General features: G+C 26.0%; 15 protein-coding genes. 3 read left to right on the top strand and 12 right to left on the bottom strand.

Annotated elements, in window-relative coordinates:
• Positions 1-109: 109 nt before the first annotated feature.
• The 11 genes from dcd to smrB all read right to left on the bottom strand — a co-directional run bounded on the left by dcd (position 110) and on the right by smrB (position 10730).
• Complete coding sequence (gene dcd / locus G4A98_00535) at positions 110-691, bottom strand: dCTP deaminase (protein QIQ41719.1); 582 nt, start codon at positions 689-691, stop codon at positions 110-112.
• A 205-nt stretch (positions 692-896) separates the two neighbouring features.
• Positions 897-2303 carry an NADP-dependent phosphogluconate dehydrogenase gene (gndA, locus tag G4A98_00530; GenBank protein ID QIQ41718.1) on the bottom strand — a complete coding sequence of 469 codons (1407 nt, stop codon included), beginning with the start codon at positions 2301-2303 and terminating at the stop codon, positions 897-899.
• 380 nt (positions 2304-2683) lie between these two features.
• Positions 2684-3316, bottom strand: coding sequence for a bifunctional phosphoribosyl-AMP cyclohydrolase/phosphoribosyl-ATP diphosphatase HisIE (locus tag G4A98_00525; GenBank protein ID QIQ41717.1), 633 nt, complete (start codon positions 3314-3316; stop codon positions 2684-2686).
• Entirely contained in the window at positions 3310-4086 is a 777-nt protein-coding gene (hisF, locus tag G4A98_00520) for an imidazole glycerol phosphate synthase subunit HisF (GenBank protein ID QIQ41716.1), read from the bottom strand. The genes G4A98_00525 and hisF overlap by 7 nt, the downstream gene beginning before the upstream one ends.
• On the bottom strand, positions 4065-4805 hold the full coding sequence (gene hisA / locus G4A98_00515) for a 1-(5-phosphoribosyl)-5-[(5-phosphoribosylamino)methylideneamino]imidazole-4-carboxamide isomerase (GenBank protein ID QIQ41715.1): 741 nt from the start codon (positions 4803-4805) through the stop codon (positions 4065-4067). Before hisA ends, hisF begins: the two co-directional genes overlap by 22 nt.
• 4 nt (positions 4806-4809) lie before the next feature.
• Positions 4810-5400, bottom strand: coding sequence for an imidazole glycerol phosphate synthase subunit HisH (gene hisH, locus G4A98_00510; protein ID QIQ42157.1), 591 nt, complete (start codon positions 5398-5400; stop codon positions 4810-4812).
• Positions 5400-6461 carry a bifunctional histidinol-phosphatase/imidazoleglycerol-phosphate dehydratase HisB gene (gene hisB / locus G4A98_00505; protein QIQ41714.1) on the bottom strand — a complete coding sequence of 354 codons (1062 nt, stop codon included), beginning with the start codon at positions 6459-6461 and terminating at the stop codon, positions 5400-5402. The genes hisH and hisB overlap by 1 nt, the downstream gene beginning before the upstream one ends.
• On the bottom strand, positions 6451-7557 hold the full coding sequence (hisC, locus tag G4A98_00500) for a histidinol-phosphate transaminase (protein ID QIQ41713.1): 1107 nt from the start codon (positions 7555-7557) through the stop codon (positions 6451-6453). Before hisC ends, hisB begins: the two co-directional genes overlap by 11 nt.
• Positions 7554-8861 carry a histidinol dehydrogenase gene (gene hisD / locus G4A98_00495; GenBank protein QIQ41712.1) on the bottom strand — a complete coding sequence of 436 codons (1308 nt, stop codon included), beginning with the start codon at positions 8859-8861 and terminating at the stop codon, positions 7554-7556. The genes hisC and hisD overlap by 4 nt, the downstream gene beginning before the upstream one ends.
• Positions 8862-8869: 8 nt before the next feature.
• A complete protein-coding gene (gene hisG / locus G4A98_00490; GenBank protein QIQ41711.1) occupies positions 8870-9769 on the bottom strand; it encodes an ATP phosphoribosyltransferase in 900 nt (299 codons plus the stop codon).
• 427 nt (positions 9770-10196) lie between these two features.
• Positions 10197-10730, bottom strand: a complete 534-nt coding sequence (gene smrB / locus G4A98_00485; GenBank protein ID QIQ41710.1) for an endonuclease SmrB — start codon at positions 10728-10730, stop codon at positions 10197-10199.
• Positions 10731-11016: 286 nt separating this feature from the next.
• Between smrB and aroC the strand changes: the two genes are divergently transcribed.
• The 3 genes from aroC to G4A98_00470 all read left to right on the top strand — a co-directional run bounded on the left by aroC (position 11017) and on the right by G4A98_00470 (position 14042).
• Entirely contained in the window at positions 11017-12081 is a 1065-nt protein-coding gene (gene aroC, locus G4A98_00480; protein ID QIQ41709.1) for a chorismate synthase, read from the top strand.
• Positions 12082-12919: 838 nt separating this feature from the next.
• Complete coding sequence (gene dapA, locus G4A98_00475) at positions 12920-13804, top strand: 4-hydroxy-tetrahydrodipicolinate synthase (protein QIQ41708.1); 885 nt, start codon at positions 12920-12922, stop codon at positions 13802-13804.
• Positions 13782-14042: a hypothetical protein gene (locus tag G4A98_00470; protein QIQ41707.1), complete on the top strand. Its 261-nt coding sequence runs from the start codon at positions 13782-13784 to the stop codon at positions 14040-14042. The genes dapA and G4A98_00470 overlap by 23 nt, the downstream gene beginning before the upstream one ends.
• 123 nt (positions 14043-14165) lie before the next feature.
• Here G4A98_00470 and dapE read toward each other — a convergent pair whose 3' ends face one another.
• The gene (gene dapE, locus G4A98_00465) at positions 14166-15293 is read right to left on the bottom strand and encodes a succinyl-diaminopimelate desuccinylase (GenBank protein ID QIQ41706.1); all 1128 of its coding nucleotides are present in this window, start codon (positions 15291-15293) and stop codon (positions 14166-14168) included.
• Positions 15294-15400: the final 107 nt, after the last annotated feature.

The raw sequence follows: 15400 nt of genomic DNA, 5'->3' as shown, positions 1-15400 counted from the left end.
AAAAAAATAATTACAAACTATTACTAGTTTAAATCAATAATTTTATTAATAATTAATTTATAAAACAACTAAGAAATTAAAATATAGATGATATTTTTTATAAAAAGTTTTATTCTTTATCAATACGACTAGGAACCACTCCATTTTGAATTTTATATTTAGCTTCTTGTCTTAAATTATAAGGACGTAATACTGGTTGAGATAAAACTTCAAAACTAAGTGCGGCAATCTTCATTTGAGGACATAATACTAATGTTAATTTTCCTGCATTAAACATTTCTAGAACAATATTACCCTTCCATCCTGGATCAATCCGATGTGCAGTAGCATGAATCATTAGTCCTAGACGAGCTAAAGAAGAACGTCCATCTAGCCAACCAACTAAATTATTTGGAATTTTAATATTTTCAAAAGTAGAAGATAATACTAAAGATCTCGGTTGTAAAAACAATGGTTTTTCTTTAGAAAAAATTATTTCATGACTCATAATTTCTCTTAATTCTGACGCTTTATTTATTTTAGAATTACTTAAATCAATACAAGAGCTAGTATGTTCATAAAAAAAACGAAATTTATTACTCAGATGTATGTCAACAGTGATTCCATTAATTAATTTTTTTTCAGGATAAGGTTCTATAATTAATTCTTTTCTTTTCAACCATTCTTCAATATCTTTATCACATAAACGCATTTTTATTCCTGTAATATAATTAATGTCATTAAAAAAAATATGTTATAACATCGATAAAAAATATAACAAGTAATAAATAGAATCGAATAGCAGAGATATTTTTTAATATATTCTGCTATTTTAGTTTTTAACTATAAGATAATATCCATGATATAAGAAACATGATAGATACATATATAAATATCAACTATTCTAGTATTATTTTTTATTCAGACCAATTCGTATGAAAGTAACCAGTTTTATCTATTCTTTGATAAGTATGTGAACCAAAATAATCTCTTTGAGCCTGGATAAGATTAGCTGGCAAATCTATTGTTCTATAACTATCATAATAAGATATTGCTGCAGAAAAAGTTGGAATAGCAACACCATATTTTACCCCATAAATAACAATTTTACGTAATGATCTTTCGTATTCATTAGCTACTTTTGAAAAATAAGGAGTTAATAATAAATTCATTATGTTTTTATTTTGCGAATATTCTTCTGTTATTTTTTCTAAAAAATTGGCTCGTATAATACATCCAGCTCTAAAAATCTTAGCAATTTCTCCATATTGTAAACTCCAATTATATTTTTCTGAAGCTTTTTTTAATTGAGAAAAACCTTGAGCATAAGAAATTATTTTCCCTAAATACAAAGCTCGTCTAACTTCTTCAATGAAACTATTTTTATCTTTAATCGATGCTTGTATATTAGGTCCTTTCAATATTTTTGATGCAGCGATACGTTGTTGTTTTAGAGAAGACAAATAACGTGAAAAAACAGATTCAGTAATTAATGAAAGAGGTTCTCGTAATTCTAAAGCATTTTTGCTGATCCATTTACCCGTACCTTTATCTTCAGCTACATCTAAAATAATATCTATTAAATATTTTCCATTATGATCTTTTTTAATAAAAATATTTTTTGTTATTTCAATTAAATAACTATTGAGTTCACCTTTATTCCATTCAGAAAATATAGATGATAATTCTTCATTACTTAGATTTAATAAACTTTTTAATAAAAAATATGACTCTGAAATTAATTGCATATCACCATATTCAATACCATTATGTATCATTTTTACATAATGACCTGAACCATTTGGACCAATATAACTTACACATGAATCACCTTTAAATTTTGCGGATATTTTTTGTAATATAGGAAATACAAGATTATATGCTGTTCTTTGTCCTCCTGGCATAATAGATGGACCATGTAATGCTCCTAATTCACCTCCAGATACTCCCATTCCAATAAAATTAATGCCGTATTTAGATAATTCTTCACTTCTTCGAATAGTATCTTTATAAAAAGTGTTACCTGCATCAATTAATATATCTTCTTTTTCTAAATAGGGTATAATTAGTTTAATAGTCTCATCAGTGGCTCTTCCAGATTGAACCATTAATAAAATACATCTTGGTTTCATAAGTGAATTAATAAAATCTTCAATAGAAAAATATGGAAAAATATTCTTCTTCTTATGTTGATTTATTATTTCTTTTGTGATTGAACTTGTTCGATTAAATATAGATACAGTATAATTTTTACTCTCAATATTTAATGCTAAATTTCGTCCCATAACTGCCATTCCTACAACACCAATTTGTTGTTGTGACATTTCTTTCTCCAATTACAATATGCTAAATAAATATTAAATCATCATTGTTAAAAATTATTACATTTCATTTAATTTCTTACACAATAAATGATATTACAAATATTTTCAATTTTTCATTAATTTAAAATAAAATATGAAAAAAGTATTTTTATTAATTTAAAATACAGATAAAAACTTTGCAAAAATTATATTAATATTTGATTTTGTAAAAAAAGAAAAATTTACTCATATAATATCTAAGAAATTTTTTAAAAATGGAGATGTTTACGTATAATCACACATAATATATATGTGTTTTATATTATTGAAATTTATTTTTGAAATTGAAATGTCATAGATCTGTTTTTATTAATATTTTTTAATATTATACATTTAATTTTCTAAAGATTAATATGTAATTTTTTTTTTCTTCTTTTTTTCAAATTATCAAGAACTATATTTAAATTTAAATTTTGATCATGCAATAATACAATAAGATGATAAATTAGATCTGAAGATTCATTGATTAATTCATTTGAATCTTTCTTCATGGCGGCTAATATTGTTTCTACAGCCTCTTCACCTACTTTTTGGGCTATACGACTTGTTCCCGATTCATATAAACTAGACGTATATGAATGAGTAGAAAATTTATTTTTTCTATCCTCTATAATTTTTTCTAATCGAAATAAAAAATTTATATTATTTTCCTTTAAAATAAAACAACTCGTATTTCCTAAATGACATGTCTTCCCTTGGGGAGTAACTAAAATTAACAATGCATCATGATCACAATCCGTACTAATTTCAATTACTTGTAAATAATTTCCTGATGTTTCTCCTTTAGTCCATAAACAATTCTTAGTACGAGAATAAAATGTCACTAAACCATCTTTTTGGGTTTTTAATAAAGCTTCTTTATTCATGTATCCATGCATTAAAATTTCATTCGAAGAATAATCTTGTATGATTGCAGGAATCATGCCATTAGTTTTTTTCCAATTAAGATTTACTAAATTACTTGTTCTTAACATTCTCTAATCTCCATTCCCCGTGCAATTAAAAAATTTTTTAAAGTGCGTATATCTACTATATTTCTGTGGAAAACAGATGCCGCTAATACTCCATCTACGTTAGAATAATGTAATGCTTCATAAAAATGTGTTATATTTCCTGCACCTCCTGATGCAACTAAGGGAACTTTACATATTTCTCTTATTTCGCTTAGATGCGAAAGATCGTATCCTTGTTGCAATCCATCTTTATTCATTACATTTAAAACGATTTCACCAGCACCTTTTTCTTGAACTTTTTTTACCCAATCAGATGTTTTCCAACAAGTTTGATAAGTTTTTCTGATATCTCCTGTATATTGCTGTACCATATAAGAATTTTTTTCTTTATCAAACCAAGAATCAATACCAACTACCGTACACTGTACGCCAAAACGTTCTGAAATTTTAGTAATTAAATCAGGATCCATTAATGCTGCAGAATTAATCGATATTTTATCTGCACCACTAGATAAAATGCTTCCTGCGTCTTCTACACTTTTAATTCCTCCAGCTACACAAAATGGAATATTTATTATTTTAGCAATATTTTTTATCCAGATTTTATTAACTAATTTATTTCTTGTTGAAGCAGTTATATCATAAAATACTAATTCATCTATACCTTCTTTTGTGTAACGTTTAGATAATGGCAAAATATCACCTACAATCTTATGATTTTGAAATTTGATCCCTTTTACTACTACACCGTTATTAACATCAAGACATGCTATGATTCGCTTTGCCAACATTTTAAAACCTCTTCTATCGTAAATTTTTTTTCTAATAAACTACGGCCAATAATAATACTTTTAATTCCAGTTTGTTTTAAAGAAATAATATCTTGTAAGGTAGATACCCCACCAGATGCTTGAAAATGTATACTTTTAAAAGAATTAGTAATTTCTTTATATAAATTAAAATTTGGTCCTAGTAATGTTCCATCTTTAGATATATCTGTACATAATACATGTTTTAAACCACTCGGTAAAAAATATTCAATGACTTCCTCAAGCATCAAATTAGTTCTTTTTTGCCAACCATTAATATATATTTCTTTTTCATTATGACTATTAATGTTTACGTCTAATGCTAAAACAATTGAATCTGAACCATAAATTTTTAACCATTCTTTTACTTTGTTTGTATTATCTATAACAGAAGAACCAATCACTACTCTTTTAGCTCCTAAACTAAGAAGCGTACTTATATCTTTGGTAGTTCTTACCCCGCCACCTATTTGTATAGGAATAGCAGTACAAGATAAAACTTTTTTCAATAATGCTATTTGTCTATTATTGCTGTCTTTTGCTCCGTCTAAATCTACTAAGTGAACAATTTTAACATTTTTTAATTTATATTCTTCTAAATGAGAAAGTAAATTTATATCGTAATTTTTTTTATTTAAATAATTACCTTGATATAAACGTACTGCTCTACCATCGATTAAGTCAAATGCTGGAATAATCATTAATTTACATCTCCAAAAAATTTTTTAACAATTGCGAACCTATATTTCCAGATTTTTCTGGATGAAATTGAACTCCAAAAAAATTATTTTTTTGTATAACTGAACTAAAATCTAGACCATAATTAGTTGTAGACAATGTGTATTTATTGATAGGAACTATATAACTATGAACGAAATAAAATCTCGAGTGATTTGGTATTTTTTTAAATAAAGGATGCTCTGTATGAAATATAATTTGGTTCCAACCAATATGAGGTAATGGTAAATGATTAGTTTTTAAACGTAATGCAGACGATTTAATGATTCCAAGTGTTTTTACACCATTACATTCTTCACTAAAATCACAAAACAATTGCATGCCAAGACATATTCCTAATATTGGTTGTTTGAATTTTTGAATAATACTAACTATATTTTTTTGAAATAAAAAATTCATTGCTGAAGAAGCAGTTCCTACTCCAGGTAAAAAAATCTTTTTAGATTGTGAGATAATAGATGGTGCTGAAGTTATTATAGGATCATACCCTAAATTTTTAATTGCTACTTTTATCGATGTTAAATTCGCACAACCAGTATCTACTATTACTATGTTCATCATAAAATCCCTTTTGAAGTAGGTAACACATTGCCTTCTAGCTTAATAGCTTGACGTAACGTACGACCAAAAACCTTAAATAAACTTTCAATACAATGGTGATCATTTTTTCCTTCAGCATATAAATGAAGTGTGATTTTCATAGAATAACAAAGGGAATAAAAAAAATGTTCAACCATATCAGTACTAAGATCACCAACCATTTTATAGTTAAAATTGGCTTTAAAATTTAGGTATGGACGATTTGATATATCCATAATACAATTAGATTTACTTTCGTCCATAGGTAAGTAAAAACCGAATCTACACAAACCATTTTTTTTTCCTAAAGCTTGTAATAACGCTTCCCCTAATACAATACCTGTATCTTCTATTGTATGATGATCATCAATATGAAGATCGCCTTGTGTAGAAACATTCATACAAATACCACTATGTACTGCTAATTGTTCTAACATATGATCAAAAAACTTTATACCAGTATCAATTTTACTTGTTTCTTCTAGATCTAACCAAACGTCAACATGAACTGTAGTTTCTTTTGTTTTTCTAATAATTCTAGAATATCTGTTATGTTTTATAATATATTTTTCAATATCAACCCAACCACATATGTTTTCTTGATATTGAATGCCTTTGATTCGAAGATTTTTTGATAGTTCTATATCTGTACTTCGGTCACCAATAACGTAGCTACTTTTCAAATCTATTTTATTTAACCATGGTTTTATCATATTTATTTTAGGTTTACGACATTCACAATGATCATCTAAAAAATGAGGGCAAATTAATATATCATCGAATATCACTCCTTCTGAACGAAAAATTTTCAACATAAAAATATGAGGTACATTAAAATTTTCAAGAGGAAAATTTTTAGTACCAAGACCATCTTGGTTAGTCACCATAATTAATTTATAACCAAGTTTTATTAATTTACGCAATGAAGAAATGACATTTTTTTTAAATATTAATTTACTTATTGAATCTATCTGGTAAGTATTAATAGGTTCATCAATTAATGTCCCATCTCGATCAATAAATAATATTTTATTTTTCACTCATATCACCTTGAAAAATATGTTTTTTAGAAAAAATTTTAAGCTCTTCAATTAAACGTGAAGATTCTAAACGTGTTCCTATTGAAATTCTTATACATTTTTTTATATTAACTTTCTCATTTTGATTTCTTAAAATTATTCCTTGATTCCATAAAGTTTTAAAAACTTTTTTAAACATAAAAAATTTTACTAATACATAATTTGTATGGCTTTCAAATACTTTTTCTACACAAGAAATATTTTGTAATTGATTAATTAACCAAATACGATTATTGTTTGAATCTAATACTCTGCTTTGCATTAATTTAATATAATGTGTTTCTAAAGATTTCACCGCTATATCAGCAACAGGTATTGATATCGGATAAGGACTGATAACTTTATTTAAAATTTTAATAATTTCTTTTTTTGCTAAAGTAAAACCACATCTTATCCCAGCTAAAGAAAAAGCCTTGGACAATGTTCGTAGAATAACTAAGTTTGGATATTTTTTTAAGTCATTTGTCATACTTTCTTTTGGAGAAAATTCAATATAAGCTTCATCGATAACAACTAAAGATCGACCTAAAGTTATATTTAGTAAGAATATTAGATCTTCTTTTAAAAAAATATTTGCAGTGGGATTATTAGGATTACAAATATACACTAATTTTACTCTGCTTAAATTTAACGCAATTTTTGGCAAATCTAATTGCCAAGTATTTTTAATGGTAGGAATTTCTTTTATTTCTATACCAGCTATTTTTGCATTTATTCGATACATATCATAAGTGGGAGGACAATAAATAATTGCATCTTTTCCTGGTTCACAAAAAGCTTTAATTAACAATTCAATTCCTTCATCAGCACCTCTTGTAACTAAAATTTGATCATAAGATAAATTAACATAATTAGCATAAGAAACTATTAAATTATTCGGTTGACATTCTGGATAGCGATTAAATGATCTTTTTTTTAATTCAAAAAAAACAGGTACAGGTGATTCATTAGCGTTTAATAATACGTTACCATGCTCACCTCCTATACGTCTTGCAGATTGATAAGGTATTAAATCTTGTATATTAGTTCTAGCTAATTTTAGAATATTATCTGTCATATTTTTCTCTTTAAAAAATCTATTCGAATTTTTACAGCATTTTTATGTGCTTCAAGTTTTTCTGCAGAAGATAAAATTTCAAGAGTATTAGATAATTTGATCAATCCTTGTGGTGTTAACTCTTGCACTAATATGCGTTTTTGAAAATCAGATAATCCTAAAGCAGAATTAGTAACAGATTTTCCATATGTTGGTAGAACATGATTTGTTCCAGACGCATAGTCACCTGCAGATTCAGGAGACCATAAACCTAAAAAAATAGAACTAGCATTAGAGATATAATTAAGCACCTCTCTAGGTGATTTTGTTTGAATGATTAAATGTTCAGGCGCATATAAATTAGATATTTTAATACATTCTGATAAATTTTCAGTAATAATAATCGTACTATTTTTTAATGCTATTAAAATTTCTGATAATCTAGATAAATTGTTTAATTGTTTATTAAGAGAATAAATTACATTTTTTGCTAATTCAACACATGATGTTAGTAAAATAACTTGCGAGGATATACCGTGTTCAGCTTGAGACAATAAATCAGCGGCCAAAAAATCTGCATTAGCACTATAATCAGCAATTATTAATAGTTCTGAAGGTCCTGCTAACATATCTATTGCAGTTCCATCAGCAATAGAATTAACTTGTAATTTTGCTTCTGTAACATAAGCATTTCCTGGACCAAAAATCTTGTCTACTTTAGGAATAGTCTCAGTTCCTAAAGAAAGAGCTGCTATAGCTTGCGCTCCACCAACTTGAAAAATTTTTTTAATCCCGCAAATATCAGCTGTATAGAGAATTTCGTTGCTAATCGGAGGAGGCGAACAAAGAACAACTTCTTTACAACCAGCAATTTTTGCAGGTATCGCTAACATTAATACAGTTGAAAAAAAAGGTGCAGTTCCACCAGGTATATAAATACCTATCGAATTTAAAGGTAGATTAATTTGCTGACAACGCACTCCAATTTCTGTTTCAATATCTACTGTTGATGAAATTTGAGCTTTATGAAACAAAGTAATGTTTTTTTTTGCAATTAAAATAGAGGTTTTTAAAATATCACTTAGGTAAGATGAAGCGGAAGAAATTTTTTTTTCTGAAATTTGAAATTGATTTAAATCACATTTGTCAAATAAAAAGGTATATTTTTTTAATGCTTGATCACCTAACGTTTTAATGTTTTCTATAATTTCTGTAACAGTTTTTTTAATAGTATTGCTTTTTTTAAAAAAAGGTCTTGATAATATTTTTTTTTGTTCATTAGAATTTAATTTATTCCAATAAATTAAATTGTTAAAATATTTCATTATAGTTTTTACTCCATCATTTTTTCAATTGGTAAAACTAAAATTGAACTAGCTCCTAATAATTTTAATTTTTCCATTGTTTCCCAAAATAGTGTTTCACTGCTTACCATATGCATGGCTACTCGATCATTATCCCCTGCTAATTTTAGAATAGTCGGTTTTTCTGCTCCATGTAGTAAAGATATTACTTCTTCCAATTTTTTTACAGGAGCATGCAACATGATATATTTGGATTCACGAGCTTTAATCACACCTTTAATACGAGTCATTAATTTACTAATAACTTCTTTTTTTATAGCATTAATGTTTCCAGTCTTAGAAATAAGACATGCATGAGAATGATAAACTATTTGTACTTCACGTAAACCATTAGCTTCTAATGTGGCTCCTGTAGAAACTAAATCACAAATAGCATCTGCTAAACCAGCTCTAGGTGCAACTTCTACTGATCCATTTAACATGCATAATTTAAATGAGACATTTTTTTGATCTAAATATTTTTTTAACAAATAAGGATATGAAGTAGCAATTCTAATGTTTTTTAAGCATTTTATACTAGAGTATGTAGTATTTACTGGTAAAGCTAAAGATAATCTACACACTCCAAAATCAAGTCGTCTTAAAGTAACATAAGAATATTCTAGTTTTTGCGACGTTCGTTTTAATAACTCTTCTTCAAGAACATTTTCTCCGACTATTCCTAAATCTACAACACCATCCATTACTAACCCAGGAATATCATCATCACGGACTAACATAACATCAATCGGCATGTTTTCAGCAAAAGCTATTAGCTTTTGTTGTTTTAAATTAATTCTAATACCACAACATGTTAATAGTCTTATAGAATCGTTGCTTAAACGACCAGTTTTTTGCATCGCTATACGTATACGATTATTGTCAAACATATTTGAAATCCTTTAAAATTCTTTATATTAAACAAAAAAAATTATAACTTTTATTTTTTTTCAAAAATAAAAAAACCCAAATAAATAAGGGTTTTTAAAAAAAATATTTCTCTATAATATGAAAAAACATAATAATTAAATAATTTTAACAACGCGAATAATGTTCATATAAAAATTATTGATACTAGTTTTGTTTTACACACTTTTATTAAAATACTTTTTGATATTTAAAAAGATAATAATACGATTTTAATTGAATTTAAAAAATTTTATTTACATTGAAAAACATGATTAATGAAATTTAAAGTGATTAATAATTAATTTAAAATTAAAAAATTAGAATTGTATTAAAAAATAAAAATTTTATTTTTATATCTTTGATATAAAATTATTTAATTTATTAGTTAAAATATTTGTATTTTTTTCTTTAAAAATTAACTTCAATTATAACTATGATTGCAGCATCGCTTCCAAAAAATTTAGGAGCTTCATGGAAAGCTATGATATCTGGATGTTGAGATAGCCAAAAAGGCATTTGTTTTTTTAAAATATGTTTACCATGTCCATGCATAATATGAGCACAAAAAATTTTTTCTTTTTGACATATTGTGATTAATTCAGCTAATGCTTGTTGTGCTTGATATTGTGTTAATCCATGTAAATCAAGAAATATATCTGGTTCATATTTTCCTTTTTTTATATTTTTTAATATATTGTATAAACTTTGATGACGAACATAAGAAACGGGATTATCTTGAAATAAATCTTTTTTATTTTTATCAGAAAAATAATGTGTATGAGCATTTTTCTCTAAAAAAATTCGCTGAGATACCGTATTAGTATTATTTTTTTTATGAACTCGAGAATGAAAAATAGTGTCTTGTACTATCTCACGAGTACCATTTAACCATTTACGAAATAAAATATTCGAATTAATAGCATGTCGTCTATTTTTATTCATAATTATTTTTTACCAATAATATTAATTGAAAATTTTAAATACATATACAATTTACTTGTAATTTTTATAATGATTTACGTATTTTTTATTAATTATATAATTTAGTTTTTGTAAAAACAACAAATAAAAAAATATTATTAGCAGACTATATAGTAAATAAGCTATTTTCAATAATTGATATTTTTAAAAAAAATAATTTTAATTTTTCAAGAAATAAAGAATCATTTTTTTTTATTTATTCTGTATAGTTATATTATTATATTTTAACAATTATAGAAAAATAAAAATGTCTGGAAATACAATCGGTAAAATATTTTGTGTAACTACTTTTGGTGAATCACACGGAGAAGCATTAGGATGTGTAGTTGATGGGACACCACCAGGTCTAGAATTATCTTGTAAAGATTTACAATATGATTTAAATCGGAGACGACCAGGAACTTCTCGTTACACAACTCCACGATGTGAACCTGACAAAATTCATATACTTTCTGGTATATTTAATGGACTTACAACTGGTACTAGTATCGGTTTAATTATTTATAATAGTGATCAACGTTCTCAAGATTATAATGATATCAAAAATATATTCCGACCAGGACATGCTGATTATACTTATGAAAAAAAATATGGAATTAGAGATTATCGTGGAGGTGGAAGATCTTCTGCTCGCGAAACTACTATGCGTGTTGCAGCAGGTGCTATCGCAAAAAAATATCTTAAAAATAAATATGGAGTAAAAGTAAGAGCATATTTATCAGCAATGGGAAATATTAAATGTTCTTTGAAATCTTGGGAAGAAGTAGAAAAAAATCCTTTTTTCTGTGCTGATACTGAAAAAATTTCAGAACTTGAAACTTCAATTAAAAATTTAAAAAAAATAGGTGATTCGATTGGAGCCGAAATAACAATTATTGCTGAAAATATTCCTATAGGATTAGGAGAACCAGTTTTTGATCGTCTTGATGCTGATTTAGCACATGCCTTAATGAGTATTAATGCAGTTAAAGGAATAGAAATCGGAGATGGATTTTCAGTCGTAACTCAAACAGGAAGTACACATCGTGATGAAATTACACCAAAAGGATTTTTAACTAATCGTTCTGGTGGCATTTTAGGTGGTATTAGTAATGGTGAACATATTTTATTAAAAGTAGCATTTAAACCTACATCAAGCATTCGAAAAGTAGGAAATACAATTAATCAAAATAACGAAACAGTTCAAATCATCACTAAAGGTAGACATGATCCATGTGTAGGATTACGTGCTGTTCCAATAACTGAAGCAATGGTAGCAATTGTATTAATGGATCATTTATTAAGATTTCGTGCACAATGTAATGGAAAATAATTTTTTTTAAAATATATAAATACTACTAAGTAAATATTTATTTAGTAGTATAATTATATAAAAACATTATAAATTCTTTCAAAAATTAATATCGCTATACTTTATATTTTAAATAGAATAAGTTTTTTGATATTGAGTCTTATATTCAAATCGTTTAAGTATTTTTACTTATAAAATACAACCAATTTAAAAAGAGTACAATAAAAATTGTTATACTTATCTTTCTAAATACTAAATTTTTATAAAAAAATTGTTTTTTTAAAAAAAAAATTTTAATTTTTTGTGTGAAATAATAAGAGTTTATTAGTAGTAAAAATTAATTTATTAATATGCTATATTTTTTAAAAAATTCGCTGTTGTCTAGCATATTAAAATCTTGTATTATACAAATCAAAGTCATGGATGTATCAAAAAAAGTTATTTTTCTATTCTAACTCATTTATTAGTTTTTACTATTTTTCTGATCTAATTAAATAAAATAAATTCCACCATAATAGTGCTCGATATTATCATATTTATAACCCAAAACAACTAACTATTATCTTTATTTTTTATTTAAACAATATACTTTTATATATGAATTTTTTTTTGATTGCTAAACAACTAAAAAATATACATTTAATACATAAAGATAAGTATATCAAATATAAATTAAAATAAAAAATATTTTTTATTATATTAAATAATTAATACTTTATAATATAAATCGTATTATCTAATATTTTTATATTTAAAATAAAATTATATTTTAAAAACATAATACTCATAATTTCTATATACTTTATTTTTAAATGTGTCAAAAATCCCATAAAATATTTTTTATGGAGGAGGGCCAATAATGTTTAAAGGAAGTATTGTTGCACTAATTACACCCATGGATGAAAAAGGTCGGATTTGTCATTCAAGTTTAAAAAAACTAATAAATTATCATATTACTAATAAAACTACAGCTATTGTTTCTATTGGAACTACTGGAGAATCCGCAACACTGAGTCAAGAAGAACATATAAATATTGTTATGCTGACTTTAGAATTGGCAGACAACCGTATTCCAATTATTGCAGGTACAGGAGCAAATGCTACAACAGAAGCTATATCTTTAACAAACAGATTTGAAAAATCTGGTATTTCAGGTTGTTTAACTGTTACTCCATATTATAATAAACCTACTCAAGAAGGATTATATCAACATTTTAAAGCCATTTCAGAAAATACTGAATTACCACAAATTTTATATAATGTGCCTAGTCGTACAGGATGTGATTTACTTCCAGAAACAGTTGCAAAATTAGCTCAATTAAAAAATATAATAGGAATTAAAGAAGCAACTGGAGATTTATCTAGAATTAACAAAATAAAAGCATTAGTTCCAAGTGATTTCTTATTAATTAGCGGAGATGATGCAACAGCTTTAGATTTTATACAATTAGGCGGTCACGGTGTAATATCAGTTACAGCAAATGTTGCTGCAAAAGAAATGATGAAAATTTGCTCATATGCATTAAAAGGAGATTTTATTAAAGCTAGATCTCTAAATAATCGTTTAATGTTATTACATGAAGCACTTTTTATAGAACCTAATCCCATCCCTATAAAATGGCTAGCTAAAAGAACAGGATTAATAAATTATGATACACTTCGTTTACCCATGACTCCTATTTTAGATTCTACACGTTTTCAACTTGAAAAAGCCATTCAATATGCTAATCTTAAAATATTATAGAACATTTTTTAAAAAAACAATAATATTTCAAATATTAAATATATTTTTAATAACATCTTGCACATTAAAAGATTTTAAAAAAAATGATGATTTTGATTTTTACAATACAAAAAATCAATTTAAAAAATTAATCGTTCCAAAGGGGATCAGCATTCCCGATAAAAAAGAAGAATATAGTATTCCTTATACAGATAAAGATTTAGAAAAAAAAAATCATGATATATTTCCTCCTATATAAAACATATCATGTTTTAAAAAAATGTTTTTAAGTTAAACATTATTTATGTCAATTAATGCAGACTATCTTCATGATATTCTGCATTACTTATAATAAAAAATTAGAAAAATAATTTTCAAGGAATTAAGTGAATAACTTCTTCATGATATCTTCATACATACAACTTAATAATTGCAAATCAGATATTTTTACACATTCATTCATTTTATGAATTGTGCTATTAGTTAATCCTAATTCGACTACTTCAGAACCTGTTAAGGAAATAAATCGACCATCAGAAGTTCCACCAGAAGTAGATAAAATAGGTTTTTTCTTATTAAAATAAGAAACAGATTGTATTACAGTTGTTATTAATAAACCTTTTTTAGTAAGAAATGGTTTTCCTGATAACAACCATTTGATAGAGTAATTGATATTATTTTCATCTAATATATTGACTATTTTAGATTGAATATCTTTCTCAGAAACTTCTGTATTAAATCGAATATTAAACTGAACGAATAAGGAACCTGGAATAATGTTATTAGTGCCATCTCCTGCATGAATATTTGCAATATTTATACTCGTAGGTAAAAAAAAATCATTCCCATTGTCTAATTGTATAGATAATATCTTTAAAATGATCGGTAATCCCTTATGTATTGGATTATCTGCTAAATCAGGATAAGCAATATGACCTTGTATTCCATGAATAGTTAAATTCGCCGTAATTGAACCACGTCGACCATTTTTTATAACATCACCTACTACAGCAGTACTAGAAGGTTCTCCTACTAAACAGTAATCAATAAAATCATTTTTATAGGTTAAATATTCTACTACTTTAGTCGTTCCATTAACTGCACTAGACTCTTCATCCGAAGTAATAAGAAAAGATAAACGTCCTTTGTGTTTTGGGAATTTTTTTACAAATCTTTCAGTAGCAATAACCATAGCTGCTAAAGCACCTTTCATATCTGAAGAACCTCGTCCAAATAAAAATCCATTTCTAATTACTGGTTCAAAAGGATTAGTATACCAATCTTGTTCCGGTCCGGGTGGCACTACATCAGTATGTCCTGCAAATGTGAATGTTTTTCCAGTACCTCTAAAAGCCCAAAAATTTTTTGTATCATGAATATTAATTATTTTAACTTTAAATCCTATTGCACATAAACGTTTAATAATAATATCCTGACAACCTAAATCTTTTGGACTAATAGATGGAATAGAAATTAATTCTTGTGCTAATTTAGTGATTGAGCAAATCATATATCTTCCTAATCTAGGATTCATACTAAAAAATATTATCAATATTTTTTATAAAAAATGGGGCTATAACTAAGCCCCATAAAAATTAAAAACTTTTAAAAATCAAG

Origin of the sequence: Buchnera aphidicola (Microlophium carnosum) (genome assembly GCA_011752475.1) — a bacterium.
Lineage (GTDB): Bacteria > Pseudomonadota > Gammaproteobacteria > Enterobacterales > Enterobacteriaceae > Buchnera > Buchnera aphidicola_BG.
Note: the sequence above shows the minus strand (reverse complement) of the source record. Positions and strands in the feature narration are given on the sequence as shown.

Coding starts and splice junctions, on each gene's coding strand:
- dcd (QIQ41719.1), bottom strand. CDS start 691: ATGCGTTTATGTGATAAAGATATTGAAGAATGGTTGAAAAGAAAAGAA.
- gndA (QIQ41718.1), bottom strand. CDS start 2,303: ATGTCACAACAACAAATTGGTGTTGTAGGAATGGCAGTTATGGGACGA.
- G4A98_00525 (QIQ41717.1), bottom strand. CDS start 3,316: ATGTTAAGAACAAGTAATTTAGTAAATCTTAATTGGAAAAAAACTAAT.
- hisF (QIQ41716.1), bottom strand. CDS start 4,086: ATGTTGGCAAAGCGAATCATAGCATGTCTTGATGTTAATAACGGTGTA.
- hisA (QIQ41715.1), bottom strand. CDS start 4,805: ATGATTATTCCAGCATTTGACTTAATCGATGGTAGAGCAGTACGTTTA.
- hisH (QIQ42157.1), bottom strand. CDS start 5,400: ATGAACATAGTAATAGTAGATACTGGTTGTGCGAATTTAACATCGATA.
- hisC (QIQ41713.1), bottom strand. CDS start 7,557: ATGACAGATAATATTCTAAAATTAGCTAGAACTAATATACAAGATTTA.
- hisD (QIQ41712.1), bottom strand. CDS start 8,861: ATGAAATATTTTAACAATTTAATTTATTGGAATAAATTAAATTCTAAT.
- hisG (QIQ41711.1), bottom strand. CDS start 9,769: ATGTTTGACAATAATCGTATACGTATAGCGATGCAAAAAACTGGTCGT.
- smrB (QIQ41710.1), bottom strand. CDS start 10,730: ATGAATAAAAATAGACGACATGCTATTAATTCGAATATTTTATTTCGT.
- aroC (QIQ41709.1), top strand. CDS start 11,017: ATGTCTGGAAATACAATCGGTAAAATATTTTGTGTAACTACTTTTGGT.
- dapA (QIQ41708.1), top strand. CDS start 12,920: ATGTTTAAAGGAAGTATTGTTGCACTAATTACACCCATGGATGAAAAA.
- G4A98_00470 (QIQ41707.1), top strand. CDS start 13,782: ATGCTAATCTTAAAATATTATAGAACATTTTTTAAAAAAACAATAATA.
- dapE (QIQ41706.1), bottom strand. CDS start 15,293: ATGATTTGCTCAATCACTAAATTAGCACAAGAATTAATTTCTATTCCA.